Raw genomic sequence first — 26,955 nt, forward strand, 5'->3', positions numbered from 1 at the left:
CGATCATGCTGACTGCGGCGGCGACGGCAGCGTCGCAAACGACAAGCTCAAAATGACGATCCTCTCCACCGCCCTCGGGCACAGCCGCCTGCTCGCCCGGCCCGGCGATCGGCGGCTGTGTCTGCTCGACGCATCCGCGAGCGCGCTTTGGGATCTGCATGCCGCCGGCGTGGCGCCGACGCGGCTGGCCGGATTGCTCGTGGAGCGCTTCGCGCTGTCGCCGGAGCTGGCGCGCGATCAGGTCGCGGCCCTGGTGGCCGACTGGCGGCGCGCCGGACTGCTCGACGTCGGCGCCGACACCCCCGCGGACTGGCGTTTCGGCACACCGGCCGAGCCGGTCTGGCCCGCGCCCCGGCCGCGCCCGCTTGAGCAAGGCGCCCGGGCGCTCTGGCTGGCCGATCGCCGGATCGGGCTGAGGTGCGAGGCGGCGGCGATCCGCCGGCGCCTCGCCCGGATGCTGTCGCCGGAGCCGGAGCCAGCGTCGGAGCCGGAGCCGGAGCAGGGAGAGCCCGTGCGGGTGGATCATGATCTGTCTCTGCATGGCACGGTCGATGACTGGCTGCTCGCGCGCGACGGCGACACCGTCGAGTGCGGTCAGGGGCTCGACGCGGCACTCGTCGCGACTGTCACCGCCCTGGCCACTCTGGGCTGCCGGACCGCCGAGCGTCTGATCGTGCTGCACGGCGCCGGTCTGGTCGCGCCGGACGGGCGGGGGCTGCTGCTGATCGCGCCCGGCGGGTCGGGCAAGACCACGCTTGCGGCGGCGCTGAATGCCGAAGGCTTTGGTCTATTGAACGACGACGTGGTGCCGGTGATCCGCAGCGGTGACCTGCTGGGTCTGGGGCTGCCGCTCTGTCTGAAGCCCGGCAGCTGGCCGGTGCTCGCGACCTGCCGGCCGGACCTGGAGCAGGCGCCGGTGCTGGAGCGTTTCGGCCAACGGGTGCGTTTCGTGCCTCCCCGTGGCCCCGTCGTCACCCGGCCCGTGCGCCCGGTTCGTCTGCTCTTTCCGCGGTATGCCCCGGAGGAGGCCGCCCGGGTGGCGCCGCTGTCCCCGGTCCAGGCGCTGGAAGGGATCATCAATGCCGAAGCCGTGATCCGCGACCTCACGCAGGAGAAAGTGGATGCCTTGGCCCGTTGGATCGAGACCCTGCCGGCCTTCGCCCTGACCTATCCGAACCTGGCCATCGGGCTGCAGCAGGTTGCCGCGTGCCTGCGGACAACGGCGGGTGCGCGGCCGTGAGCTCTGCGCCCGGCCGCCGCTGGCGGACGCTGGCAGCCCTGCTTGCCCCCGATGTCGCGGGCCCGGATCGGCCGGTCGCCGGCCCGATCGACGATTGGCGGGCGCTCTATGGTTTGGCTACGGTCCAGCTGGTCGCCCCGAGCCTGTATGCCGGACAACTGCTCCGGGATGCGCTCGAGCCGATGCCGGAGGACGTCCGCGACGCACTCGCCTACCTTCATGAGCGTAATGACGACCGCAACCGCCGGCTGCTTCACGTGTTGCGCGAGACCCTGTCGATCCTGAATCAGGCCGACATCGTCCCTGTCCTGCTCAAGGGCGCCATCGCCCTGCTGCCGGATCAGTACCCGCTGGCTTTTGCGCGGGTTCTGAGCGATCTGGATCTGGGCGTGCCGGCCGATCAGGTCGACCGCGGGAGCGCGGCGCTCCGGTCCGCGGGCTACCATCATTATCTGGCGCCCAATGTCGAGTCCGTGTGCTGGTCCGTCACGACCGGGCATCATCTGCCGCCGCTCATCCATCCGTCCGGGGACGGCTACGTCGAACTGCACTACGATCTGTTCAGCGGCAAGCCTCAGAAGGAGGCGCTGCCCTTGTGCGCTGTGCTCGCCCGGGCCGAAACCCATGACTGGGATGGCTTGCGGATCCGGATTCCGACCCCGGCCGACCGGCTGCTGCACAATGCGCTTCATCATCAGGTCCAGGATCAGGCCTTCTGGACCGACCGACGCTCCCTGCGTCAACTGCTTGAGTTCGCGCGCTTACGCGCCTTGCCGGCGGCGGCCGATGTCGATTGGCCCGGACTCATGGCGGAGCTCAAGCGCCGGGGATTGGCGGATGCGATGGGTGCCCATCTGCTTGCCGCGCGGGAGCTGTTCGGTCAGCCGCTGCCGGCGGGCGTAAAGCCGACGGCGGCGGCTTCCCGCGCGGAGATGCGCTTCTGGCGGCGGCTCGACTCCCCGCGCCTGGATCGGCTGTTCTCCTTGCGTTGGGATGCGCTGCGCCAAGCCCGACGTCTACCCAATCTGCCGCGGCGGCTGATGACGCCCGGCTGGTATCCGGAAAAATATCGCTTCTGGAAGCAGCAGTGGGTTGCGCGGCGCCAGGGCGGCCCGACGTCCGGTGTGGATCGGATGTCCGGAGAACGCCTGGATCCACGATGAAGCAACCTGCTTCGAGCTGCCCGAGTCGGGCATCGGGCGTTTGTTTTCGATCTCGGGCTTTGTTAACCTTGCGCGTCGATCCGGGGCTTGCTCTCGGATCGGATGTCATGGTGGCTTGCGCCGGTCCCCTCGCAACGCGAAACCGTGAACCCGGTCAGGCCCGGAAGGGAGCAGCCGCAGCGGTTGAAGCGTGTGCCGGGGTGTGGCTGGCGTCGGCCGCCGCCCCCGATGAAGACGGGCGGTCGAGGTCGCGCGATCCAAGGCCGGACGGACGACGCGGTGGCCGCGGGCAAGCCCGGGCACCGGATGCCCGTCCCCATTCACGTCGGCATCTGCCCCCCACACGGAAACCGTCCGCTCGAATCACGCATGTCCTACCAGGTGCTCGCCCGCAAATGGCGCCCCAAGAGCTTTGATGATCTGGTCGGACAATCGCATGTGGTCCGCGCGCTCTCCAATGCGCTCGATCGCGACCAGCTTCATCATGCCTATCTCTTTACCGGCACCCGCGGTGTCGGTAAGACCACGCTCGCACGCATCCTCGCCAAGGCGCTGAACTGCGAGGAGGGCGTGAACTCGCGCCCCTGCGGGGTCTGCTCGTCCTGTCGCGAGATCGACGGCGGTCGTTTCGTGGATCTCATCGAGGTGGATGCCGCCTCGCGGACCAAGGTCGATCAGACCCGCGAGCTTCTGGACAATGTCCCCTATGCCCCGGCCCGTGCACGTTACAAGGTCTATTTGATCGACGAGGTGCACATGTTCTCCAACCACAGCTTCAACGCCCTGTTGAAGACCTTGGAGGAGCCGCCGCCGCATGTGAAGTTCCTGCTCGCGACCACCGACCCGCAGAAGGTCCCGGTGACCGTGCTCTCGCGCTGTCTGCAGTTGAATCTGCGACGTCTCTTGCCCGAGGAGATCCGCGCCCGGCTCCAGCATGTCCTGGAGGCCGAGGGTCTCGCGTTTCAAGCCTCTGCGCTGCCCTTGCTGGCCCGCGGGGCCGACGGCAGCATGCGCGACGGCTTGAGTCTGCTCGATCAGGCGATCGCCTTCGGCGGCGGACGGGTCGAGGAGTCGGGTGTGCGCACCATGCTCGGGACCCAGCCGGGCGATGTGATCCTCGACCTTTTGGATGCGTTGGCGGCGGGCGACGGGGCGCGTGTCTTGGCCGAGGTCGAGCGCGTGGCCTCGCTGACGCCGGATTTCGAAGAGCTGCTGCGCGAGCTGATCGCGCTGCTGCATCGTTTGGCACTGCTTCAGCAGGTACCCGAGACGCTGGCCCCGGACGATCCGGATGCCGTGCGCCTGAAGGCGTTGGCGGATCGGCTCCCGGCCGAGGATCTTCAGCTTTATTATCAAGTGGCTTTGACCGGGCAAGGCGACCTGCCGCTCGCCCCCGATCCGCGTGCCGGCTTCGAGATGGTTCTGCTGCGTGCCCTGGCGTTTCGACCGGGCTCGAATCGCGACGAGCCGCCGCGTGCACCGCCGCGCCCCCTGACCCTTCGCGAGGCCGCGACCGGCGGTGCGACGCGCCCAGCCGAGTCCGACGGCGGTGCGGTCGGCTCGCCGGTGTCCTCGCCAGCGTCCTCGCCGGTCTCGGTGCTCAGGCCGGTTGCCGAGCCGCGCGTCGCCGAGCCTGCGCCGGCGCATCATCCCGGATCCGCGACGCGCGCGCCGGCCGAGATGGCGGGTGCCGCGGGTACGGTCGTGCTCACCTCGCACGCGGAATGGCTCCAACTTGTCGATCGTTTGGATTTGGGCGGGATCGCGAGCCAGATCGCCCATCATTGCGATCTCAAGGGCTGGTCCGACGGGCGACTCTCGCTCGGCTTGGACCCGGCCGCAGAGCATCTGCGCTCCGCGGGTGCGGAGTCGCGTCTGCAAGCCGCCCTGGAAAAGACCATGGGGACGGAGGTGAAGCTCGACATCCAGGTCGCCCGGCCGCAGCGCGAGACCCTGGCTCAGCGACGCGAGCGCGAGACCGGCGAGCGTCGCCAGGCGGCGGTTTCCGCGATGGAGGAGGACCCGATCGCGCGCGCGATGCAGGACGAGCTCGACGCGAGCTGGATCGCCGGGAGTATCGAGCCGGCCGATTGAAGACCGGCGGGCGGGTTCGGAACCGGCTCGCCGGGCGTTTCCGTTGTCCCGAGTCTCCGTTCTGAGATTCGGATGGACTGGGGTCGCACTGCGACTGATTCTTCCAAAGAGATAGCCAACCGAGAAGAGAGGATGCGGGAGATGGACGGCGTTCGGCGCCGTGCGCTATCCCGCCTCGGCCCTCCGGCCGGGGTTTCCCGCGACAATGTATGATGAAAGGTGGAATCGGCAACCTGCTCAAACAAGCGCAGAAGATGCAGGAAGACATGAAGCTGGCTCAAGAGCGGCTCGCCTTGGAAGAGGTCGTCGGCGAGTCCGGCGGCGGCATGGTCAAGGTGACCATGAACGGCCGCTATCAGGTCAGTCGGGTAGAAATCGACCCCGGTGTGATGGGCGACGACAAGGAGATGCTCGAAGATCTGATTACCGCGGCGGTGAACGGTGCAAGCCAGCGCGTGGCCGAGAAGGCGAAGGAGAACATGGCCGAGCTGACCGCCGGGTTGCCCTTGCCGCCCGGGATGAAGCTGCCCTTCTAGGCGCGGTTCGTCGCCGTGTCCGAGCGCCCGCTTCTCGGTCAGTTGATCGATGCCTTGCGGTGCCTGCCCGGCGTCGGGCCCAAGTCGGCGCAGCGCATCGCCTTCCATCTGCTCGAGCGCGATCGCGAGGGCGGGGCGCGTCTGGCGCGGATCATGGCCGATGCCATGACGCGGATCCGTCGCTGTTGCCGCTGCCGGACCCTGACCGAGCAGGACCTGTGTGCGCTCTGCACCAACCCGCATCGCGACGGCGGGCTCTTGTGCGTGGTCGAGCAGCCGTCCGAGATCCTGGCGATCGAGCAGGCGACGGACTTTCGCGGACTCTATTTCGTGCTCGGCGGGCGGCTCTCGCCGCTCGACGGGATCGGCCCGGAGGAGCTGGGCCTGGACCTGCTCGACGCGCGTCTTTCGGGCGGGGAGGTGCGCGAGGTCATCCTCGCCATCAGTCCGACCGTCGAGGGGAGTGCGACGGCACATTTTATTGCCGAGTCCGCCGATCGGCACGGGGTGAGCGCGACCCGCATCGCCCACGGTGTCCCGCTGGGCGGAGAGCTTGAATATCTGGACGGCGGAACGCTGGCGTTGGCCTTCAACGGTCGGCGCCGACTCTGACACCAATGGCCTCTTAACGGAGCGGAGCGCAACGATGTCTGATACCATTTTCGGCAAGATCGCCGCCGGCGAAGTCTCGGCCGACATCGTCTATGAAGACGAGGACCTGGTCGCCTTCCGAGACCTTCACCCGCAAGCGCCGACCCATATCCTGGTGATCCCGCGCAAGCCGATTCCGACCCTGAACGCGGTGCAGCCCGAGGATGCCGAGCTGATCGGCAAGCTCTTCCTGGCCGCGGCCAAGATTGCCGAGCAGGAGGGGATCGCCGCCGGCGGCTACCGGACCTTGATCAACTGCAACGCGGCGGCCGGGCAGACGGTGTACCACCTGCACCTGCACATCCTGGGCGGGCGCCCCATGCAGTGGCCGCCCGGCTGAGGGTGGTTGCAGGGCACCTTGCGTCACGGCTACCGGGGCAGAGCAGAGATTCCGAGAACGTCCGAGATCGTTGTCGTGATCGTAGTCGTATCGATAGTCGATGACGACAACGAACGGTCTCGATACATCGGCCGAGCTGCACTAGGACCCGGACCCGAACGTCGTCGACGAACGGCAACCTTTTGATTCATTTCCAGCGGAGATCGACGGGCGTTTGCCCCGAAAGCAGCAACATGGCAGGGTATCAACGCACGTCTGTCGGGGATCGCCCCGCCGTCTTCGAGCTTAAGGCGGCCGGTTTCACCCTGCCGATCATTCGTCTGCTCGAGGCCGATATCGAGGCGGTTGCCGCCGAGCTGGGTGCCCGGGTCGAGCAGGCGCCGGAGTTTTTTCGCAATACGCCGGTGGTCATCGATCTGAGCGCCTTTCCCGAGGGCGGCGCCAAGGTCGAGTTTCCGCTCTTGGTCGGTCTGCTGCGCGGCTACGGCATGATTCCCTTCGGCGTGCGCGGCGGCAACAAGGCCCAGAACGAGGCCGCGGAGGCGATGGAGCTGGCGATCCTCGGCGAGCACGAGACCCGTGCGTCCCGCACCGAGCGCAGCGCCGCGCCGGAGGAGCCCGCGCCGAGTGCCCCCGCCGGGGCCGCGCCGTCGGTTCAGCAGGGCGAGCACGCGGCAAACCCTCGTGCAGGAGCCGGTGCGGCCTTCACCTTGGTCACACGCCCGGTGCGCTCGGGGCAACGCGTCTACGCCGCCGGCGGGGATCTGTCCATCATCGCCGCGGTGAGCTCGGGCGCGGAGCTGATGGCCGACGGCAACATCCATGTCTACGGTCCATTGCGCGGTCGTGCGCTGGCCGGCATGAAGGGCAACACGGACGCGCGGATCTTTTGCCAAGATCTCCAAGCCGAGCTGGTCTCGGTGGCCGGGCATTACCGGGTGAGCGAGAACATCCCGATCGAGCTGCGCGGCGTGCCGGTCCAGATCTATTTGGACCAGAAGATCCTGAGAATCGAAAAACTTTGACCCGACGCAGGGTTGGGCGACGGACCATCCCATTTTGGAGGCGGCTACTTTGGCGAGAATTATTGTGATCACCTCGGGCAAGGGCGGGGTCGGCAAAACGACCACGTCCGCCGCGTTGGCTATGGGACTGGCGCAACGCGGTCATCGCACGGTTGTCATCGACTTCGATGTGGGCCTGCGCAACCTTGATCTCATCATGGGTTGCGAGCGCCGTGTCGTCTACGATTTCGTCAATGTCATCAATCAGGAGGCCAACCTCAACCAGGCCCTGATCCGCGACAAGCGTTGCGACAACCTCTATGTGCTGCCGGCCTCTCAGACCCGCGACAAGGATGCGCTGACCAAGGAGGGTGTCGGGCGCGTGCTCGAGGAGCTGGCCCACGGCTACGACTTCATTGTCTGCGACTCGCCGGCCGGCATCGAGCACGGTGCCACCATGGCCATGTACTATGCCGACGATGCCATCGTGGTGACCAATCCCGAGGTCTCCTCGGTGCGGGACTCCGACCGCATGCTGGGGATCCTGTCGAGCAAGTCGCGCCGGGCCGAGTCCAACGAGGAGCCGATCCGCGAGTTTCTGCTGCTCACCCGCTACGATCCGGCGCGGGTCGAGAAGGGCGAGATGTTGAGTGTGGACGACGTGCAGGAGATCCTGTCGCTGACCTTGATCGGCGTCATTCCGGAGTCGAAATCCGTCCTGACTGCATCCAACTCAGGAGTCCCCGTGGTCCTCGATCGGGAGAGCGATGCCGGCAAGGCGTATTCCGATACGGTTGCTCGCTATCTGGGCGACGAGGTGCCGCACCGTTTTCTCCAAGTGGAGAAGAAGGGCTTCCTGAAGCGCTTTTTCAGAGGCTGACCTATGGGCTTACTCGACTACTTCCGCTCCTCGCGTCCGAAGGGCTCCGCAAGTGTAGCCAAGGAGCGGCTGCAGATCCTGGTGGCCCACGATCGCACGCAGCGTGGCCGTCCCTCTTATCTCCCCAAGCTGCAGCAGGAGATCCTCGAGGTCATCCGCAAGTACGTGGAGGTCGACATGAATGCCGTCTCCGTCAAATACGAGCAGGAGGACAGTCACGAGGTCTTGGAGTTGAATATCGTCTTGCCGGATACGGTGCAGGGACGCATCTGAGTGCGGCGGGGGTAGGATGGGTAGAGCGCCAGCGAAACCCATCCGAAAAGCTCCAACACCCCGGTCCCGGCACCCCCGGAGCGCCAGCGAAACCCATCCTCCAAACCGCCGCGTCGCCGGGATGCCGGGTTTCGGTCCGATGCCCTTGGCGCGGGCTGGATGGGTTTCGCTGGCGCTCTACTACGTCTTTCGGTTTTTCGAATCGTTCCTGAATTAAACCGCGTCCAGAGCGACATGCGTCGTTTTCGTGTTGTATTCGGCCTTGGGACGTCACCGCCCGTGGTGGAGGCGCGGTTTAAAAGTTTATATTTTTTAGAACTTTAAACCGCGCCAGCTCCAACAGTCGTCGAGTCTGCCGGGGCCGATCCGATCCAAAAACATCCCATACCGCGCCGGGCGCGGTTTAAGGCAGGATCTTGATCGGCGTGCCGTCGCGCACCATCGACCAGATCTCGTCGATCTCGTGGTTCTGTACCGCGATGCAGCCCTGTGTCCAATCGCGATTGGCGTATTGCCGGCGCAGCGCCTCGGACTGGATATAGTTCGGAAGACCGTGAATCATGATCATCCCGCCGGGGTTGGAATAACCGAGCGAGCGACTGACGAGCTTGTCGCGCTCGTTCGGATAGGAGATGTGGATCGATTTATAGTAGTTGCTGTTCGGGTTGCGCCAGTTGAGCAGATAGTCGCCGATCGGGGTGCGCTCGTCGCCCTCGCGAAACTTGTGACCGTCCGGTGATCCGCCGAGCGCGATCCGGTACTCGCGGATCACCCGTCCATTGTTGTGCAGCTCCAGCTTGCGTTGCGATTTTTTGACGACGACCTTGTCGGCGTGACTCGGCGCAACCGCCGTCGTCTTCGGTGGGCTGCCGCAGCCTGCGAGCCCGAGTAACCCTGCAACTGCCAGTGTCGCCAGCAGGTATTGCCCGGCACGGCCGCGGTGCTCGGGTCGGCGGGTAGGGTGTCCGGCAATGGCGGTCATGGGGTCTTTCGCGTCGGTGTGCATGGGTCGGATCCGGTTTCTGGAAGGGCGCCACGGCGTCGGCCGTGCTCATCAGCAACACGCGAAAGTGTAGGTAACCGCATGACAAAACGCCATCTTGTTTGGCGATTTTTCGATCTGAAAATCCCGAGCCGAGCCCCGGGGTCGCCGATCAGAACTCGGGAAGGACGCGGAAAAAGAGCGTCTTGAGATAGGCGGTCTCCGGGATCGCGGGATGCACCGGATGGTCCGGCCCCTGCTGTCCGGTCTCCAAGAGCTGCAGGGTGCGACCGGCGCGGCGTGCCGCCTGCTGGACGGTCCGCACGAAGACGTCGCGACCCATGTGGAAGGAGCACGAGGAGGTCACCAGCAGGCCGCCCGGCTCCAAGAGCTCCATCCCGAGTCGATTGAGCCGCAGATACGCCTGCATCCCGTCCTTTTCGTCCTTGCGTCGCTTGATGAAGGCGGGTGGGTCGAGGAGCACGGTGTCGAAACGGGCGTCCTCCTCGCGCAGGGCGCGCAGCACCTCGAAGGCGTCGCCGTGTCGGCCTTGGACGCGTTCCGCCAGCCGGTTGCGCGCCGCATTTTCGGCGACCCGCTCGAGCGCCGGCAGCGAGCTATCGACGCAGACGACCTGCTCGGCGCCCAATGCCGCGGCGCGCAGACCCCAGGCACCGATATAGCTGCAGACATCCAGGACGCGCCGGCCGACACCGTAGCGTGCCAGTCGGGTGCGATTCTCAGCTTGATCGAAGAACCAGCCGGTCTTCTGGCCGGTCAAGGGCGAGACGAGAAACTCCAGATCGTTCTCGATCAGGGGCAGGGTGTCCTCGGGCGAGCCCAGGATGACCTCGACACCCTGAGTCAGGCCCTCCATCTCGCGCACCGAGGTGTCGTTGCGCAGCACGATCGCCTTGGGGCGCAGCACCTGCTCGAGTGCCGCCAGGATCTCGCCCTGCACCCGTTCCATCCCGGCGGTGGTGATCTGCACGGCGAGCAGATCGCCGTAGCGGTCGACGACCAGCCCCGGCATCCCGTCGCTTTCCCCGAAGATCAGCCGATAGAAAGGCCGCGTGTAAAGCCGCTCGCGCAGCGCCAGGGCGTCGTGGATGCGTTTGAGCCACAGGGTCGGGCTCAGCGGCTGTGTCGGATCGCGGCTCACCACGCGCGCGCAAATCAACGAATGCGGATTGGCATAGCCGTGGCCGATCCAGCGATCGTGATCGCTGCGGATCGCGACCGGCTGACCGGGCTGGAAATCCTTCAGCGGCGTGGCCTTGGTATCGACCTCGTTGCTGTAGATCCAGCAGTGTCCGGCGATGAGGCGGCGTTCCTGGTCTTTGCTCAGGATGAGGGGTTGGGTCTTCATGATCGGGTGTCCTGTGGTGTCTGGGCGCTCGTCGTCTTGCGCGGTGACAGACTATCAGAACCGGGCAAGTTCGGTCGGGGATGGAAAGGGATTCGGGTGGACGCAAGTTCTTAGGAGCCGCCAGCTATCAGCTATCAGCCGTCGTCTGTGCTGACGATAGGAGACACAAGTTGCGCCGACGGTTGGTTGCGGTTTTGCCTCGCACGGCTCGGTACAACCAACGGCGCTGATTTCGAGCCAGCTGACAGCCAACAGCCAAAAGCCAAAAGCCAAAAGCGAACGGAGTCCGGCCATCAGTCGCGCCCCACGCCCGGAGGATCAGCCATGTCGAACGTCCATCCGTCCCCGACCGGCCATGCCAACCGTCTGGCCGCGACCACCAGCCCCTATCTCCGTCAGCACGCACACAACCCCGTGGACTGGTGGCCTTGGTGCGAGGAGGCGCTTGCCCTGGCGCGCGAGACGGATCGGCCGATCCTGCTCTCGATCGGCTATTCGGCGTGCCACTGGTGCCACGTGATGGCCCACGAATCTTTCGAGGACCCCGGTACAGCGGAGCTGATGAACCGGCTCTTCGTCAACATCAAGGTCGACCGGGAAGAGCGACCCGACCTCGACAAGATCTATCAGACCGCACACCAGCTGCTCGCGCGACGCCCCGGCGGTTGGCCGCTCACGGTGTTTCTGATGCCGGCCGATCAGAGACCCTTCTTCGCCGGGACCTATTTCCCGCGCGAGCCGCGTCACGGCCTTCCGGCATTCAAGCAGCTCATGCAGGGCATCGAGCGGGCCTACCGCGAGCAAAAGACGGCGATCGAGTCGCAAAACGAAAGCCTGATGGCGGCCCTTGCCGAGCTGGAGCCGCGCGCCTCGGATGCGCTGCCTGAACGCTCGGTGATCGATGCGGCCCTGCAACAGCTCGACGAGAGCTTCGATCCCGAGCACGGCGGATTCGGCGATGCGCCCAAGTTTCCGCATCCGACCAATCTGGAGCTTCTGCTCCGTCACGCGACCGACGCTTCCCAGGCCGGCGCTCCCGATCGGTCGGCACTCGAGAAGGCCGTTTGGACGCTGGAGCGCATGGTGCGCGGCGGACTGACGGACCAGCTCGGCGGGGGCTTCTATCGCTATTCGGTCGATACGCGCTGGATGATCCCGCACTTCGAGAAGATGCTCTACGACAACGGTCCGCTCCTCGCACTCTGCTGCGATGCCTTCTCCGTGACTGAGGATCCGCTGTTTCGGGATGCGGCCGTCATGACCGCGGACTGGGTGTTGCGCGAGATGCAGTCGCCGGAGGGCGGCTATTGGTCCAGCCTGGACGCCGACAGCGAGGGGGAGGAAGGCAGCTTCTATGTCTGGAATCGCGACGAGATCCAGGCCCTGCTCGCCCCCGCCGAATTTGCCCCCTTCGCCGCCGTTTACGGTCTGGACCGCCCGGCCAACTTCGAAGGGCGCTGGCATCTGCACGGTTACCGTACCCCGGAGGCCGTCGCCGGCGACCTCGGCCTGGAGCCGGCGCGGGTGCAGGCCCTGCTCGCAGCCGCCCGCGCAACCCTCTATGTGACGCGCGAGCGCCGCGTTCGCCCCGGCCGGGACGAGAAGGTCCTGACCGCTTGGAACGCGCTCATGATCAAGGGCATGGCGCGTGCCGCGCGCACCTTCGATCGGCCCGATTATCTGGAGTCCGCCGAGCAGGCCCTCGCCTTCATCCGCGGCACACTCTGGCGCGAGGGTCGACTGCTCGCGACCTACAAGGACGGCACCGCCCACCTCAACGCCTATCTCGACGACTATGCCGACCTGCTCGATGCCCTGCTTGAGCTCTTGCAGACGCGCTGGTCGCGGGCGGATCTCGACTTTGCACTCGCGCTGGCCGAGGTGCTCCTGGACCAGTTCGAGGACCCGATCGACGGCGGCTTCTGGTTCACCGGCCGCGATCACGAGACCCTGATCCACCGCACCAAACCGCTCGGCGACGAGGCCGTCCCGTCGGGCAACGGCATCGCTGCCATGGAGCTCCAGCGCCTCGGCCATCTCGTCGGCGAGCCGCGCTATCTCGCCGCGGCCGAACGGACCCTGAAGCTGGCGGCCGAGTCGATCGGCCGCATGCCCTATGCCCACGCGACGCTCTTGTTCGCGCTCGACGAGTGGCTCGACCCGCCCGAGACCCTGGTCATCCGCGCCGGCGACGAACGTCTCGACGCCTGGCGCCGAGAGGCCCAGCGCGGCTACCGACCGCGTCGTTTTGTGCTGGGCATTCCCGCCGAGGAGAGCCATCTCCCCGGAACGCTCGCCGCCATGGTGCCCGGCGAGCGCCCGCGCATCTACCGCTGCCGCGGCACACAGTGCGAGCCGCCGACCGAATCCCTTGCCGATGTCTTGAGTCCGTAGGTTGTGCTGACGATAGGAAGCACAACGCCGGCAGCCACGCCGAGTGCCGAACCTTGCGCCTCGCTCGCGCTCGGTACAAGCACCGCCGCCCGGCGAACCCCACCCACCAGCAGGTCATCCTCCATGTCGACAGCCCGGCCGTTTCGAAGGCATCTCGCCTATCTCGACTGGCTCTACAACCCCTTCAGGTCGTGGGACGTTACCCGTGTCTACGACCTCTTGTCGACCGACGTGGCCACCGAGAAGGGTCTCTATCTCAACCTGGGCTACTGGGCCGGCGAGCAGACGCTGGACGAGGCCTGCCAGGCACTGGCCGCCTTGGTTGCAGAGCGCGCGGCGATGAGGCCCGGCGACCGGGTGCTGGACGTCGGCTTCGGCTTCGGCGACCAGGATCTCTATTGGCTTCAGACCTACCGACCCGATCACATCCAGGGACTGAACATCACCGCCTCACAGGTGGCCGTCGCACGCGGGCGGATTGCGGATCTCGGTCTCGAAGAGCGCATCGACCTGCGCGAAGGCTCGGCGACGGAGATGCCCCTGCCGTCGAATTCGGTCGACACCGTCGTCGCCCTCGAGTGTGCATTCCACTTCAAGACCCGCGAACGCTTCTTCGAGGAGGCCTTTCGCGTCCTGCGCCCCGGCGGCCGATTGGTCACGGCCGACATCATCCCCATGCCGTTGTCCGACGACTGGCGTACCCGCCTCAAACAGCGCTGGTCCTGGAGGCTGGTCGCGAGCAAGTTCGCGATCCCCGCCGAAAATGTCTACACGCGCGACATCTACGTGGAGAAGCTCGAAGCCTGCGGTTTCGGCGATGTCGAGGTCGCCTCCATCCGCGATCTCGTCTACACCCCCCTGCACGACTATCTGTCGAGACATCCCGAAACGCTCGACCGACTCCACCCCGCAACCCGACTCCCCGCTCGACTCGCACTCGCCATGAGCGCCGAGAGCGTTTACGGAGGTCTGGACTATGTGCTCTCCACAGCCCAGAAACCGATTTAAACCACTTTAAACAGCGCCTTTTGTGACATGCAAGATCTTGCCGGCGGACCACCCTCACGACGACGAACGGGCTCATACCTGGCGCGGTTTAAAGAAATGAAAAACAAAAAATCTCTTAATTTCCTAAGCCGCGTCGACTCAAACGGTCTTGGATCCATCCAAGACCGACCCCGGCCGACGAGCACGCAGAAAAGCTCGGGCGCGGTTTAGTCTTAGTAGAGCCAGGGAATGAGCTTCTTCACCCCCCTCGCATACTCCACATACTCCGGATGGCGTTCCGTCAGCCAGCTTTCTTCCTTGCTGGCCTTGTAGTCGAAGAAGAAGAAGCCGACGGCCAGGAGCGCAAGGTGCGGGATGCTGAGCGTGAAGAGCACCCAGCCTGCGGCCGCGAAGAGCTGGCTGCTGTAGAGCGGATGGCGAACCCAAGCGTAGACGCCGTGCTTGACTAACTGGCTGTGATCCACCGGATAGGGCAGGGGCGTCAGATACTTCCGGATATGGACCGAGCCGAATCCGCCGAGGACGAGGGCGACCGCCCAAAAAGCGATCAACGCCGGCCAGCGTAAGGGCGCGAGGGTATCAATCAGCGCCGGGGTCGCGAGCGGATTCCAGGCAGGGGTGAAGATAAAGACAAAGAAAAGCACGAATTGCAGCACGACGAGATATTCGCCGCGGTGGCCCTTCAGGAACGAGAAACGGGTCATGTCGATGTCCTTGTCGGAGGTTGAGCGCCGGCGACCGTCTGTCGGGTCGCGAAAACCGGCATTGTCTGACATCCGGGAGGTTGTGCTGAACACCCGGGGCACAACCAACCTTGCGTCGATGCGGAATGTTCGGTTGCCTGCAAGGCGCCGTTCGACGCCTACCCTTCGACGCCCATCTTCGACGTAGGGTGCCCGAGCAGGTGCTTTCCGGTACACTCCCGCGGTTTGAGTCAATCCCAAACATGCGGTCCGCACCGTGCCGACAGCGAGCGATCCCCGGTTGTCGACCTTCACCTGGCCGGTGCGTGTCTATTACGAAGATACGGACGCGGGCGGTGTGGTCTTCTACGCCAACTATCTCAAGTTCATGGAACGGGCGCGCACCGAATGGCTGCGTGCCGTCGGCTACGAGCAGGATGTCTTGCGCGAGCGTCGCGGGATCCTCTTTGCCGTGCGCCGCGTGACCATCGATTATCTGGCGCCCGCACGGCTGGATGACTGCTTGAGCGTCACCTCCAGATTGGTGCGGGCGGGCGGTGCGAGTCTGGAGTTCGACCAGCAGGTGATGCGCGACAGCGACGCTTCCTGCTGCTGCCGAGGCGCCGTGAAGATCGCCTGCCTGCATGCCGACACCCTGCGCCCGGCGCGTCTGCCCGGCGATCTCTTGTCCGAGTTGTTGCCGTTCGCGAGCGGTCCAGCGGAGCCCCTGTCATGACGTCCGATCTGTCCTTGTTCAACCTGATCCTGCAGGCCAGCTTGGTGGTCCAGTTGGTTCTGCTGGTGCTGGTGATCGCCTCCGTGACCTCCTGGACGATGATCCTGGACCGCGGGCGCGTGCTCTCGAGCGCGCGCAAGAGTGCGAACGCCTTCGAGGAGCGCTTCTGGTCGGGCGGCGATCTCAGCGCGCTTTACAAGGATCTGAGCGAGAACCGCAAGGGCGAGCATGGTCTGCCGTCCATCTTCCGCGCTGGCTTCAAGGAATACGTACGCTTGCGCAAGATCGAGGGCAATGACCTGATGGCGGTGTTGCAGGGCAGCGAGCGCTCGATGCGCGTCGCACTCAGCCGCGAGATGGACCGTCTGGAGACCAGCCTCACCTTCCTGGCGACGGTCGGCTCGACCAGCCCCTACATCGGGCTCTTCGGCACCGTCTGGGGCATCATGCATGCCTTCCATGCACTCGGAAATGTCGAGCAGGCTACCCTCGCGCTCGTCGCGCCGGGCATCTCGGAGGCCCTGGTCGCTACCGCCATCGGTCTCTTCGCGGCCATCCCCGCCGTCATCGCCTACAACCGCTATTCCTATCAGGTCGAGCGCCTCAACAGCCGCTACGAGGAGTTCATGGAAGAATTCTCGACCCTCCTGCAACGCCAAGGCCGCAGCTGAGCGTTCGAGGACTCCCGCAGATGCTCAAGCGCACCCGTTCCAGACAGCGCCGCCGGCCGATGGCCGAGATCAATGTCGTGCCCTACATCGACGTCATGCTGGTGCTGCTCGTCATCTTCATGGTGACGGCGCCCCTGATTACGCAGGGTGTGAAGGTGGCGTTGCCGCAGGAGAAGGCGGGCGGGATCCCGAGTCCGACGACCGAGTCGCTGATCATCACGGTCGATGAGTTCGGTGACTATTACATCGATATCGGAGATGAGAAGAACGCCCCGGCCAGCGAGCAGATCCTGTTCGACCGCATCCGTGTCGTGCTCGAATACACGCCCGAAACGCCAATCCTGGTGCGTGCTGACCATCGGGTCGACTACGGGCGTGTCGTTCGTGCGATGGTCGTGGCTCAAGCCGCAGGAGCGCCCGAAGTCGGTCTGGTGACGGTGCCGCCGGAGCGCCGCGAGCGCTGACGCGGCGGCACGAGCTCCGACATGTGGCAGATCCTGAGGCAGAACCCGAGGGCCTTTTATTGGTCGTTGGCTCTGCATGTCTTTTTCGCCCTGCTCTTCTTTGTGGGCGTCAAGCTCGAGCGGCCGATCACGGAGGCCGGGAGCAAGCCGCGCGTGGTGCAGGCGACCATCGTGAGCGATGCCGCGCTCGAGGCGATGGTCGCGGAGTTTCAGGCCGAGCAGGCGCGGCGCCCGGCCGGTCCGGAGGTCAGTCCCGAGGTCGGCACGCAGATCAGCCCGGAAGCGCAGGAGCCGCCGGATGCGGCGACGCTTGAAGACCTGAGCGCGGCCGAGGCCGCTCGGCTCGAAACCGAGCGTCTCGAGGCCGAAGTGGCCGAAGCGGCCGAGGCGGAGCGTAAGGCCGACGCCGAACGCGAGGAGGAGCAACGTCTTGCGGAGGCCGCTCGCGCTGCCGCCGAAGCCGAGCGCCTGGCAGCGGAGGCCGAAGCGGCTGCAGTCGAGGCCGAAGCGCGCCGTCAGCTGGAGATCGCGCGCATGGCCGAGGCCCAGCGCCGAGCGCAGGCCGAACGAGAGGCCGAGGAGGCCGCTGCGAGGGCCGAGGCCGAGCAACGCGCGGAAGCCGAACGACGTGCAGAGGCTGCACGACGCGCCGAGGCCGAGCGTCTGGCCGCCGAGGCCGCAGCCGCCAAGGCCGAGGCGGAGCGTCTGGCCGAAGAGAAGCGTCTGGCCGCGGAGGCTGCGGCCCGGGCCGAGGCGCAACGCCGATCCGAGGCGGTCCGCGCCGAAGACGAACGCCGCGCGAGGGCCGAGGCCGAGCGTCGTGCCGAGATCGAGCGTCGCGCGGAGGCGCAGCGCCAAGCCGACTCACAGGCCGCCCTCGAGCGCCAGCGGCAGCTCGAAGAGGAGGCCCGCCTGATGGCCGAGATCGAGGAGCGGCGTCTCGTCGAGGAGCTTGCTCAGGAGAGCATCGAGCAGGAGGCCAGGCGGATGGCCGAGGAGGATGCCCAGCGCAGGCTCGCCGCGGAAGAGGCCCAGCGCGCGCGTGAGGACGACATGCTGTCCTCCTTGGCTTCGGAGCAACTCGCGCGCGAGGCCGATCGCTACGTCCCCGTCATCCGAGATCGGGTCCGTCAGTTTTGGGTCCGGCCGCCGGCGACCGGTCGTGATCTCGCAACGGTCGTCTCGGTGCGGCTCATCCCGGGCGGCGATGTGGTGCCGAACAGCGTGCGCGTGGTCCAGAGCAGCGGCAATACCGCCTTCGATCAGTCCGTGGTCGCTGCGATCAATCAGGCATCGCCACTGCCCGTGCCGTCCGGGCCCGTGTTCGAGCGCTTTCGCGAGTTCAACTTTACCTTCAGGCCCTAGCCAGGACAGACCCCTATGCCCCGACACCAGCGCCGACCCTCGATCCTCATGGCCTTTGCAGTCGTCCTTTTCGGATTCGGGCTCGGATTCGGGGCCGAGCCGGCGCAGGCGCGTCTGAACATCGAGGTCACCGGCGGTGTCGAGGCAGCCCAACCGATCGCCGTCGTCCCCTTCGGCGTGAGCGACGGGTTGATCCCGCCGGTGGACATCGCCGCGGTCATCAGCGCGGATCTCGCGCGCACCGGTCGGTTTCGTGCGATGCCGACACGCGACATGCTCGACATGCCGGCCCGACACGAGGACGTGGATCTGCGCGACTGGACCCTGCTCGGCATGAACAACCTGGTCATCGGCCGCGTCGAGCCCGACGGCAGCGGTTACCGGGTCAGCTTCATCCTCTACGACGCCTTCCGCGGCGACCAGCTCGCCAGCACCACACTCGTCTCCACCAAGGCAGGCATGCGCAACACGGCGCACCGCATCTCCGACATCATCTATCAGAAGCTCACCGGCCAGCGCGGCGTGGCGGCGACCCGGATTGCTTATGTCACCGCTACCGGCCAGGGCGAGGGCCAGGCCGTGACCTTGCGCGTCGCGGACGCCGACGGCTACAACCCCCAGACCATCGTCTCCTCCGGCGAGCCCATCATGTCGCCGGCCTGGTCACCCGACGGACGCCGCGTCGCCTATGTGTCCTTCGAGAACAAGCGCGCGGCTATTTATGTCCAGGAACTGGCCAGCGGGCGCCGCGAGCTGGTCGCGAGCCATCCCGGCATCAACGGCTCGCCGGCCTTCTCGCCCGACGGGCGCAAGCTCGCGATGACGCTCTCCAAGGACGGCAATCCCGACATCTATGTGCTGGATCTCACGAGTCGCGAGCTGGTGCGTCTCACCGAGCATTTCGCCATCGACACCGAGCCCTCCTGGTCGCCGGACGGTCAACAGATCATCTTTACCTCCGATCGGGGCGGCAGTCCGCAGATCTACCGGATGGGCTCGGGCGGCGGGCCTGCCCAGCGGATCAGCTCCGAGGGCGACTACAATGCGCGCGCCTCCTACGCGCCGGACGGGCGCTCCATCGTCCTGGTAACGCGGGTCAACGGCATGTTCCGCATCGGGCTGGTCGACCTGGATCGCGGCTTTATGCGTCTGCTGAGCAACGGCAGCCTGGACGAGTCACCGAGTTTCGCACCGAACGGCAGCATGGTAATTTACGCGACCATCCACGGCGGCCGCGGCGTGCTGGCCGCGGCCTCGATCGACGGCGGCGGCAACCAGCGCCTGTCGCAGGATTCCGGCGAGGTCCGCGAGCCCGCCTGGTCTCCCTTCTTGAATTAACGCCAGGAGCCCAGCGTGGAAACCATCATCCGATCCTCGACGAAGGGCGCATCCCGGCCCGGCAGTGCGAAGACCTCTCGCGTCGCCGGTCGGTTCCGTGCCCCTCGAACCCTGATACTCCTCTCGGCTGTCTTTGTCGCAGGGTGCTCCAGTGCGCCGAAGCAGCAGACCGAGCCGGTCACATCGCCGGTCCTCTCTGCTCCGCCGACGACCACGGCTCCGCTGGAAAGCACCCGCCCGGTCTATGCCGGGCCTTGGGAAGATCCCGGTAACCCTCTGTATCAGCGAACCATCTATTTCGACTATGACACCGCCGAGATCAAGCCCGAATATCTCCCGGTGCTGCGTACCCACGCGCGTTATCTGGGCACCAACGCAGGGGTCAAGGCCAAACTCGAAGGCAACACCGACGAGCGCGGGACGCGCGAGTACAACCTCGCGCTGGGCGATCAACGTGCCGAGTCGGTGCGACGCCTCATGATCGCCGACGGGGTGTCGCCGAACCAGTTGTCCACGCTGAGCTACGGCGAAGAACGCGCGGCCAATCCGGGTCATAGCGAGCAGGCGTGGCGGTTGAACCGGCGTGTTGTGATCCAGTATTGAATCGGGTTGAATCGCGTCCGGTGCGACCTGCGGGCTTTTTCGGTGGGATCGGATTTCGGCGCGTGTCTGCGGGTGTTGGCGTTGACGCGATTCAAGTCTTCTAAGAATTTCATTTAATCTGCTTTTCTTGGCGCTTTGGGTCGGTGGTTGACTGTCGAGCGCGAAGGTTTCGGTTGTCGCCGGAGCAGGGTTTAGGAGTGCACTCGATGGGTATCCGACCGATTGTCCTGATTCTTGCTGCGGCTCTGATCGCTGCGGCCATCCCGGCGACGACCTTTGCAGACCCCGCCCTCGAGGCGCGGCTTGCCCGCATGGAGCGCATCCTCGAGAATCAGGCCGGCTCCGATATGCTGCTTCAGATGCAGCAGCTGCAGATGGAGATGCAGGAGCTGCGCGGGTTGGTCGAGATGCAGCAGTTCGAGATCCAAAAGCTGCAGCGCCAGCAACGCGATCAATTTCTCGATATCGACTCTCGGCTCGGCGCCGATCGCGGCGATCCCTTGGGTCCTGCCGCGCCTGGCGATCTGAACGGTGGCCTCGGCACCGGCTCCATCGACGTCGGCGGAAGCGATCTCGACGCCCCCGCGGGGACGCCCGAGCCGCCGCCCTCCATCGGTGCGCCCATTCCCTCGTCGACTGGTGCCGCCGGCATTCCCTCTTTGCCCTCGCCCGAGACGACCGGCGGCAGCGAGCGGGACGCCTATGCCGCCGCCTTCGAGCTGCTCAAAGAACGCAAGTACGACGAGGCCCAAGCCGGCTTCAACGACCTGCTCCGGCGTTATCCGCAGGGCCAGTTCACCGACAACGCCCGCTACTGGCTCGGCGAGACCTACTATGTCCAGCGCAACTACCCGGCCGCCTTGGCCGAGCTCGATCGCCTGGTCCAACTGAGCCCCGACAGCCCGAAGGTGCCCGGTGCAATGCTGAAGATCGGCTACATCCAATACGAGCAGAAGCAGCTCGACCAAGCGCGCGCCGTGCTCGAGGACGTCGTCAAACGCTACCCCAACAGCACGGAGGCGCGCCTCGCCAAAAGCCGTCTGGAGCGGATCGGACAAGAGTTGCGCTGAGCGACACCGAGCCACATCGGGGAGGCGCACGGCTGCGACGACACTCGCTTCCACGGGCGCGCGACGTAACCCTTCAAAAAGACCGCGCGCCGCATTATACTGCTCTGCTTTCGCGCCCTTAGCTCAGTTGGTAGAGCATCTGACTTTTAATCAGGTGGTCGCGCGTTCGAGTCGCGCAGGGCGCACCATAATAAACAACGGCTTAGGCGTTTCGCGTCTAGGCCGTTCGTTTTTGCGCCACACGCGATAGTCGCCAATGCGCAGCCGATACAGGCGGTTGCCTCCCTCCGGCTTGCGGGTTCCCGGCATGCGTGGGTCGCTGGCCAGGGCATCGATCGCTGCGCCGATGCGCGCTCGGTAAGCTTGGGGCAGCGCCAGCAGGGCCTTGGCGCGCTGCGTTTGACCTCGATCCGATAGGTCATCACAAGCCCAGTTCGGCCTTGATCGTTTCCCATGGAATGGTGGGTTCATTCATCGCCTTGCGCGCGTCTTCCAGGTCTTCCAGACGTTATGACTCGGATCGGCATCGACCTCGGCGGGACCAAGATCGAGATCGTCGCGCTGGATGCCGACGGGCGCGAGCTGCTGCGACGGCGGGTGGCGACGCCGCAGGGCGACTATGCCGCGACGGTTCGCACGGTTGCAGCCCTGGTGCATGATGCTGAAGGGACCATCGGCAGGCGCGCCAGCGTGGGCGTCGGCACCCCGGGCTCGATGTCGCGCCTCACCGGATGTCTGCGCAACGCCAACTCGACCTGCCTGAACGGCAAGCCCTTGCAGAACGACCTCGAGGCCGCGCTCGACCGGCCGGTGCGTTTGGCCAACGACGCCAACTGTTTCGCCATGTCGGAGGCGGTCGACGGCGCGGGGGCCGGTGCGGAGACCGTCTTCGGTGTGATCCTCGGGACCGGGGTCGGCGGCGGTGTCGTGGTGCACGGCCGACTGCTCGTCGGCGCCAACGCGATCGCGGGAGAGTGGGGTCATTCGCCGCTACCTCTGCCGGATGCGGACGACCGACCCCTGCCGCCCTGTTACTGCGGCCGCGCCGGTTGCGTCGAAACCTATCTCTCGGGTCCGGGGCTTGCGGCCGATCATGCGCGACGTCACGGCGGGACAGCGGATGCAGCGATGATCGCCGCACGTGCCCTCGCAGGTGACCCCGCGTGCGAGGCCAGCCTCCGACGCTACGAGGCGCGTCTGGCCCGAGCGCTCGCGGTCGTCGTCAATCTTCTCGACCCGGATGTGATCGTGCTGGGCGGCGGACTCTCGAAGCTCGATCGGCTCTATCGACACGTCCCGGATCTCTGGACGGCGTACATCTTCTCCGATCAGGTCGCCACCCGGCTACTGCCGGCGCGGCATGGCGATTCATCCGGCGTGCGTGGTGCGGCCTGGCTGTGGGGTGTAACCTGACGGCCGATCGACTGCCGGTCTTTATGAGGAGCACCCAATGCATATCGCCCTTTTCGGCGCGACCGGGGGAACCGGGCGCCACGTTTTGGATCAGGCACTCGCGCAGGGTTACACCGTCTCGGCGCTGGTGCGGGATCCCTCGAAGCTTGCGGAGCAAACAGGGTTGACCTTGGTCGTCGGGGATGTCTTGGATCAGACTGCGGCAACCCGCTGCATCCAAGGTGCCGACGCCGTGATCTGCGTTCTCGGCTCGCACGGGAGCCGGGACCCGATCGAGGCGCTCGGTACGGGCGTGATCTTGGATGCGATGCGCGAAACCGGGGTGCGCCGGCTCGTTGCGGTGACCTCGCTGGGCGTCGGAGACAGTCGCGAGCAGATCAATTGGGCGTTCCGCGTCATCATGGATCTGACGCTGAAACCCATCATGATGGCCAAAGAGGAACAGGAACGGCTCATCAAGGCGAGCGGGCTGGACTGGACCATCGTGCGTCCGGGCGGATTGACCGATGGTCCCCGCACCGGCGCCTACCGCTTCGGGCGCGACCGGTCGATCAAGGGCGGGCGCATCAGCCGTGCCGACGTGGCTGATTTCCTGTTGCGGCAGCTGACCGACTCGGCCTTCATCCACCAGACCCCGGCGGTGAGTTGATCTGCCGCGACGCCATCGTCACCGAGGACCGATGAACATCGAATACAGCCCGATCGGCACCATCCACTCCCCGTTCGGGCAGCCCACCGACATGCCGATTCAACCGACCGGTGCGCTCGGCGTCCAGGGCACGATCGAGGTGCTCGAGGCATTCCGAGAGGGCCTGAAGGATCTCGACGGCTTCTCGCACCTGATCCTGCTCTATCACTTCCACCACAGCCGCGGGTTCGATCTGCAACCCGTGCCGTTCCTGGATCGAGAGCCGCGCGGGCTGTTCGCGACCCGAGCACCCAAACGCCCGAATTCGATCGGCTTGTCCGTCGTGCGACTGGACAAGATCGAGGACGGTCTGCTGTACATCACGAACGTGGATATTCTCGACGGAACCCCGCTCCTGGACATCAAGCCGTATGTGCCGGCGTTCGATACGCCGAGCGACGTGCGCGCCGGCTGGTTCGAGAAGGTCGCCTCGGCCGTCTCCGACCATCGGTCGGATGATCGGTTTCAGTAGGGCACGAGGGCCTGGCTCCTCCTCCCGCGCGCACTATACTCGGAGTGTCTACTGACCCCGATGCGCGGGAGGACAGCCATGAGCGATCCGGGAGCGAACGACGGCAGGCTGGTACGGCGGATCAGGTTCTACTGGGACTCGCCGGTGCGCAAATTCATCTGGGACTCGCTGCTGCGGGTGCCTTGGTTGATCGCCTACAACATCGCCGGGAGCGCGGTTTTGGTGATCTTGTTCGCATTCACCTCCCAGGGGCGGGATCTGCTGCGCATCTCGGCCGAGCGCGGTTTCGCGCTCGCCGATCTCGACTTTCTTTGGAACCTCGTGTTTCTGATCGGCACGCTGATCGGCTCCCTGTCGCTCTGGTACACATCCCGGCTCACGCTGGGTGTCGAGTATCCCGCCTATCCGCTGGACCCCAAGTCCGCGGCCTTCGGGCGACGCTGGTGGCCGCGCGTCGTCGGCAGTCTGGTGCCGCTCGCGATCGGCTGGACCTTTCTGCAGATCGGCTCCGCGGCGCCGAGCAGCGAGACCCTGCTCGGCTGGCTCTACCTCGGGATGGGTTTTGCGTTGTTGCTTTTCTACGTGGCGCGCAGGCCGATCTTCGGCGTGGAACGGGACGACATGATCCTGGACCTGCGCAACGCCGTCCCGACGGAGCATCGGCGCCGCGGGCGCGCCTTGCTGATCGCCGCTTTTACGCTGGTTCCGCTCTTCGTGATCGCGCCGGTTCTGCTGCCTCAACTGCTGGGAGCACCCGCGATCGCCGTGCTCGGCGTGGTCGGGATCAGCCTGTTCGGCACCGGTGTTTTGACCTATCTGCCGATGTCCAACGGTGCGCCGCCGCTCACACTCGCGGTGCTGCTGTTGGCCCTGGTGTCCGGCATCTGGAACGACAATCACGCGGTGCGCGTCGGCGACGGCGCGGACATCGCGGCCCAGCGGCCCACGCCCGTCGAGCAGCTCGCGGCCTGGCAACAGGGCCGCGCCGGGAATGCCGTCGCACCTGAGTCGGTCGTGCTGGTCGCGACCTCGGGCGGCGGCATCAGTGCGGCCTATTGGACTGCCTCGACGCTGGCCTATCTCGAGCAGAAATTCGCCGCGCCCTTCAGGGAACGGCTCTTTGCGGTCAGCGGGGTCTCCGGCGGCAGCCTCGGTGCGGCGACCTATGTCGCTCTGAAGCGGGCCGGGCTGGAAAACGGGCAGGCGGATGCTCTGCTCGATCAGGTGCGCGAGGTGCTCGGCCACGACTTTCTGTCGCCGGTCGTCGCCGGGATGCTGTTTCCGGACCTGGTGCAGCGGTTTCTGCCCGTGCCGATCGGGCTTGCGGATCGCCAACGTTTTCTCGAACGCTCCTGGGAGTCGGCCTTCGACGGCGAGGCGAGGGCGCTCTTCAAGGGCCCGTTCCAGGGCCTTTACTCCGGACCCGAGGCAGCAGCTCTGCCGAGCCTGCTGCTGAATACGACCATCGTCGAGACCGGCCAACGTGGTGTCTTCTCGAACCTGCGCGTCGACGGACTTCCACAGGTGATCGATCTGCTGGAGCCGCGCTACGGTCTCGTCGACATTCGCACCAGTGCCGCCGCGGGCGCCAGCGCCCGCTTTACCTACGTCAGCCCCGCCGGCACGGTCCATGTCGAGGACGGCGAAGCCCTGCGTCTCGTCGATGGCGGCTACTTCGAGAACTCGGGCGCTGCGTCGATGACCGATCTCATCACCCTGTTGGTGAAGAACGGCGTCGCTCTGAAGCCGATTCTGATCATCATCGACAACGACACGACCGCACCGAATCTCTGCCGACGCGACGGCAGTGTCGACCAGCTCCCGAGCGGAGAGCGCTTCAACTCAACCGTCAGCGAGGTCACGGCGCCCGCCCAAGCGCTTCTTCAGACGCGCGCAGCGCGTGGAAACCTGGCCGAAGTTACCGCCGCGAATCTGGTCGAGAGCATCGGCGGGACGGTCATCGAGGTCCCGCTCGCCTCCGTGCTGCGGGCACGGCTTGCCGCTCTGGGAGCCGCCGATGCCGAGACCATCGCGGCAATGGAAAGCCGATATGTGGAGCCGCCTCTCGGCTGGTCGCTGTCACAAGAGGTCCGCGAGGGCATGGACAACACCCTGCAAAACGAACAGGGCGGCTTGGACCGTCAGCTCCGGTATCTCGCCATCGCCCTCGGTCTGGAGCAGGGCGAGGTGCCGCCCTGTGCTGCGCATTAGGGGACGCGTCTTTCGCAGGGCCTCAGAGGAGCTTGACCAGTGCGGCGATGGCGGCCTCTTCTGGATTGCTCGGGTCGCCGACCACCCAGTTCGCCGAACCCGGGCTACCAGGGGATCGGCTCTCCGTGTCGGAAAAAGCCGCCGCTCGGCCCATCATCCGGGAGCGTCGCTGCCCAGACGATGCCCTCCGCGCCTTCCTCCACCGACAATGGCGCCCGTTCGCCGCCCAGATTCGTACGGACCCAGCCCGGGCAGACAGAGTTGACCTTGACTCCAGTTTCGCGCAACTCATCGGCGAAGATTCGGGTGAGCGCGTTGAGCGAAACCTTGGAGAGCCGATAGCCCGGGCAGCAGCCGTTCATCTCGTCGAGCTGGCCCATGCCGGAGGAGACATTGACCACGCGACCTCGGCCATTCATCAAGGGGATCAAGACCTGGCAGAGTCGCAGCGGCCCCAGTGCGTTGGTCTCCATGCCGCGGCGCACCGTCTCCAGGTCCGCCCGAAAGACGCTGGCCTCCTCTGTTCCGGGCTTGGGGTCGGGGACGATTCCGGCGTTGTTGACCAAGACGTCCAGCCGGCCGATGCCGCGAACGGTCTCGGCAAGGGCCTGAATCGACGCCTCGTCGGTCACGTCCAGAGGCTGGAAGCGGACAGCGTGACCGGCATCCGCCAGGACCTGCGCGGAGGCGCGACCTTCCGGCTCACGCCGGGCGGTCAGGATGACGGTGTAGCCCAAAGCCGCCAGCCGACGGCTGGTCTCCAGGCCCAGGCCGCGATTGGCGCCGGTCACAACGGCGACGGGTTGATCGGACATCGTATGCTCCTCCGGGGGACAGGCGAGACGCCGGTTGGCGGCCGAGGTTCGCCGGATGGTTGGCTAAGGTTGGCGCCGAATTTCGACCCATGAGAGGCCTGGTTCGTTCAGCTCCAAGACCCGGATGCCGCCGGTGCCGTCGCGATCATATCCGATCGCCGGCTCTCGCCGCGGCACCGAGGCGCCGAATCACTGAACGCATGTTCGGCCGACCCCAGAGGTGCGAGGGCGCCGCATCCGACATGATCGGCGGCGACACTCGCGGCGACATCGCGTGCGCGCAGACCGCCTGGCGCTGAGTGAATCCGCGGTCACGCAAGGAAACGACCAGTTCACAGACTGGGAGAGCGCCAAGCACGCCATCCGGAATCGCCGTGCTGCCGCTGAAACTCTCCTGCTATTCCGGGTGTGACGACCTGGTAACGTGATGTGCATCCTGCTTCCAGAAACCGCGGTGCATAATGGAAGAGCGGTGGCGGAAACCGTCGGCAT

Annotated in this window: 26 protein-coding genes, 1 tRNA gene and 1 other RNA gene; 24 read left to right on the forward strand and 4 right to left on the reverse strand. The window is 65.9% G+C overall.

Features of this window, described 5'->3' with window-relative positions:
- The first annotated feature begins 52 nt into the window (after positions 1–52).
- The 10 genes from BLV04_RS24745 (at position 53) to minE (ending at position 8,181) form a co-directional block, all read left to right on the forward strand.
- Positions 53–1,240, forward strand: a complete 1,188-nt coding sequence (locus BLV04_RS24745; RefSeq protein ID WP_175534442.1) for a PqqD family peptide modification chaperone — start codon at positions 53–55, stop codon at positions 1,238–1,240.
- Positions 1,237–2,403 (forward strand): nucleotidyltransferase family protein, encoded by a 1,167-nt coding sequence (locus BLV04_RS01375; RefSeq protein WP_175534443.1) that lies wholly within the window; start codon positions 1,237–1,239, stop codon positions 2,401–2,403. Before BLV04_RS24745 ends, BLV04_RS01375 begins: the two co-directional genes overlap by 4 nt.
- A 118-nt stretch (positions 2,404–2,521) precedes the next feature.
- Positions 2,522–2,618, forward strand: an RNA gene (ffs, locus tag BLV04_RS01380) — signal recognition particle sRNA small type.
- Between the two features lie 154 nt (positions 2,619–2,772).
- Positions 2,773–4,497 (forward strand): DNA polymerase III subunit gamma/tau, encoded by a 1,725-nt coding sequence (dnaX, locus tag BLV04_RS01385; protein WP_093027849.1) that lies wholly within the window; start codon positions 2,773–2,775, stop codon positions 4,495–4,497.
- A gap of 212 nt (positions 4,498–4,709) precedes the next feature.
- Entirely contained in the window at positions 4,710–5,033 is a 324-nt protein-coding gene (locus tag BLV04_RS01390) for a YbaB/EbfC family nucleoid-associated protein (RefSeq protein WP_040731662.1), read from the forward strand.
- Between the two features lie 15 nt (positions 5,034–5,048).
- Positions 5,049–5,645 carry a recombination mediator RecR gene (recR, locus tag BLV04_RS01395; RefSeq protein ID WP_093027372.1) on the forward strand — a complete coding sequence of 199 codons (597 nt, stop codon included), beginning with the start codon at positions 5,049–5,051 and terminating at the stop codon, positions 5,643–5,645.
- Between the two features lie 34 nt (positions 5,646–5,679).
- A complete protein-coding gene (locus BLV04_RS01400) occupies positions 5,680–6,024 on the forward strand; it encodes a histidine triad nucleotide-binding protein (protein ID WP_093027373.1) in 345 nt (114 codons plus the stop codon).
- A 233-nt stretch (positions 6,025–6,257) separates the two neighbouring features.
- Entirely contained in the window at positions 6,258–7,049 is a 792-nt protein-coding gene (minC, locus tag BLV04_RS01405) for a septum site-determining protein MinC (protein WP_093027374.1), read from the forward strand.
- 49 nt (positions 7,050–7,098) lie between these two features.
- The gene (gene minD, locus BLV04_RS01410) at positions 7,099–7,908 is read left to right on the forward strand and encodes a septum site-determining protein MinD (RefSeq protein WP_093027376.1); all 810 of its coding nucleotides are present in this window, start codon (positions 7,099–7,101) and stop codon (positions 7,906–7,908) included.
- A gap of 3 nt (positions 7,909–7,911) precedes the next feature.
- The gene (minE, locus tag BLV04_RS01415) at positions 7,912–8,181 is read left to right on the forward strand and encodes a cell division topological specificity factor MinE (protein ID WP_093027378.1); all 270 of its coding nucleotides are present in this window, start codon (positions 7,912–7,914) and stop codon (positions 8,179–8,181) included.
- Between the two features lie 403 nt (positions 8,182–8,584).
- Here minE and BLV04_RS01420 read toward each other — a convergent pair whose 3' ends face one another.
- Together BLV04_RS01420 and BLV04_RS01425 are read right to left on the reverse strand one after the other, a co-directional pair.
- The gene (locus BLV04_RS01420; RefSeq protein ID WP_093027380.1) at positions 8,585–9,187 is read right to left on the reverse strand and encodes a L,D-transpeptidase family protein; all 603 of its coding nucleotides are present in this window, start codon (positions 9,185–9,187) and stop codon (positions 8,585–8,587) included.
- Positions 9,188–9,335: 148 nt separating this feature from the next.
- On the reverse strand, positions 9,336–10,532 hold the full coding sequence (locus BLV04_RS01425) for a class I SAM-dependent rRNA methyltransferase (protein ID WP_093027382.1): 1,197 nt from the start codon (positions 10,530–10,532) through the stop codon (positions 9,336–9,338).
- A gap of 324 nt (positions 10,533–10,856) precedes the next feature.
- Between BLV04_RS01425 and BLV04_RS01430 the strand changes: the two genes are divergently transcribed.
- Positions 10,857–12,926, forward strand: a complete 2,070-nt coding sequence (locus tag BLV04_RS01430) for a thioredoxin domain-containing protein (RefSeq protein WP_093027384.1) — start codon at positions 10,857–10,859, stop codon at positions 12,924–12,926.
- A 123-nt stretch (positions 12,927–13,049) separates the two neighbouring features.
- Positions 13,050–13,934, forward strand: a complete 885-nt coding sequence (locus BLV04_RS01435; protein WP_093027386.1) for a class I SAM-dependent methyltransferase — start codon at positions 13,050–13,052, stop codon at positions 13,932–13,934.
- Positions 13,935–14,146: 212 nt separating this feature from the next.
- Here BLV04_RS01435 and BLV04_RS01440 read toward each other — a convergent pair whose 3' ends face one another.
- Positions 14,147–14,638, reverse strand: coding sequence for a methyltransferase family protein (locus tag BLV04_RS01440; protein WP_093027851.1), 492 nt, complete (start codon positions 14,636–14,638; stop codon positions 14,147–14,149).
- A 280-nt stretch (positions 14,639–14,918) separates the two neighbouring features.
- Between BLV04_RS01440 and ybgC the strand changes: the two genes are divergently transcribed.
- The 12 genes from ybgC (at position 14,919) to BLV04_RS01505 (ending at position 25,648) form a co-directional block, all read left to right on the forward strand.
- Entirely contained in the window at positions 14,919–15,353 is a 435-nt protein-coding gene (ybgC, locus tag BLV04_RS01445) for a tol-pal system-associated acyl-CoA thioesterase (protein WP_093027388.1), read from the forward strand.
- Positions 15,350–16,024, forward strand: coding sequence for a protein TolQ (gene tolQ, locus BLV04_RS01450; RefSeq protein WP_093027390.1), 675 nt, complete (start codon positions 15,350–15,352; stop codon positions 16,022–16,024). Before ybgC ends, tolQ begins: the two co-directional genes overlap by 4 nt.
- A 20-nt stretch (positions 16,025–16,044) precedes the next feature.
- A complete protein-coding gene (tolR, locus tag BLV04_RS01455) occupies positions 16,045–16,488 on the forward strand; it encodes a protein TolR (RefSeq protein ID WP_093027393.1) in 444 nt (147 codons plus the stop codon).
- 21 nt (positions 16,489–16,509) lie between these two features.
- Positions 16,510–17,853, forward strand: a complete 1,344-nt coding sequence (gene tolA / locus BLV04_RS01460) for a cell envelope integrity protein TolA (RefSeq protein ID WP_093027396.1) — start codon at positions 16,510–16,512, stop codon at positions 17,851–17,853.
- Positions 17,854–17,868: 15 nt separating this feature from the next.
- Positions 17,869–19,191, forward strand: a complete 1,323-nt coding sequence (gene tolB, locus BLV04_RS01465) for a Tol-Pal system beta propeller repeat protein TolB (protein WP_093027398.1) — start codon at positions 17,869–17,871, stop codon at positions 19,189–19,191.
- Between the two features lie 15 nt (positions 19,192–19,206).
- Entirely contained in the window at positions 19,207–19,794 is a 588-nt protein-coding gene (pal, locus tag BLV04_RS01470) for a peptidoglycan-associated lipoprotein Pal (protein WP_245731651.1), read from the forward strand.
- A gap of 206 nt (positions 19,795–20,000) precedes the next feature.
- Positions 20,001–20,864, forward strand: coding sequence for a tol-pal system protein YbgF (ybgF, locus tag BLV04_RS01475; protein WP_093027400.1), 864 nt, complete (start codon positions 20,001–20,003; stop codon positions 20,862–20,864).
- A gap of 112 nt (positions 20,865–20,976) precedes the next feature.
- A tRNA-Lys gene (locus tag BLV04_RS01480) sits at positions 20,977–21,052 on the forward strand.
- A 322-nt stretch (positions 21,053–21,374) separates the two neighbouring features.
- Positions 21,375–22,277, forward strand: a complete 903-nt coding sequence (locus tag BLV04_RS01490; protein ID WP_093027402.1) for an ROK family protein — start codon at positions 21,375–21,377, stop codon at positions 22,275–22,277.
- A 37-nt stretch (positions 22,278–22,314) separates the two neighbouring features.
- Positions 22,315–22,926 carry an NAD(P)-dependent oxidoreductase gene (locus BLV04_RS01495; RefSeq protein ID WP_093027404.1) on the forward strand — a complete coding sequence of 204 codons (612 nt, stop codon included), beginning with the start codon at positions 22,315–22,317 and terminating at the stop codon, positions 22,924–22,926.
- 31 nt (positions 22,927–22,957) lie between these two features.
- The gene (gene tsaA, locus BLV04_RS01500) at positions 22,958–23,437 is read left to right on the forward strand and encodes a tRNA (N6-threonylcarbamoyladenosine(37)-N6)-methyltransferase TrmO (RefSeq protein ID WP_093027406.1); all 480 of its coding nucleotides are present in this window, start codon (positions 22,958–22,960) and stop codon (positions 23,435–23,437) included.
- Between the two features lie 78 nt (positions 23,438–23,515).
- Positions 23,516–25,648, forward strand: a complete 2,133-nt coding sequence (locus tag BLV04_RS01505; RefSeq protein WP_093027408.1) for a hypothetical protein — start codon at positions 23,516–23,518, stop codon at positions 25,646–25,648.
- A 104-nt stretch (positions 25,649–25,752) separates the two neighbouring features.
- Here BLV04_RS01505 and BLV04_RS01510 read toward each other — a convergent pair whose 3' ends face one another.
- Complete coding sequence (locus tag BLV04_RS01510) at positions 25,753–26,463, reverse strand: SDR family oxidoreductase (protein WP_093027410.1); 711 nt, start codon at positions 26,461–26,463, stop codon at positions 25,753–25,755.
- Positions 26,464–26,955 lie beyond the last annotated feature (492 nt).

It is taken from the genome of Thiocapsa roseopersicina (assembly GCF_900106925.1).
GTDB classification, from domain to species: Bacteria; Pseudomonadota; Gammaproteobacteria; order Chromatiales; family Chromatiaceae; genus Thiocapsa; species Thiocapsa roseopersicina.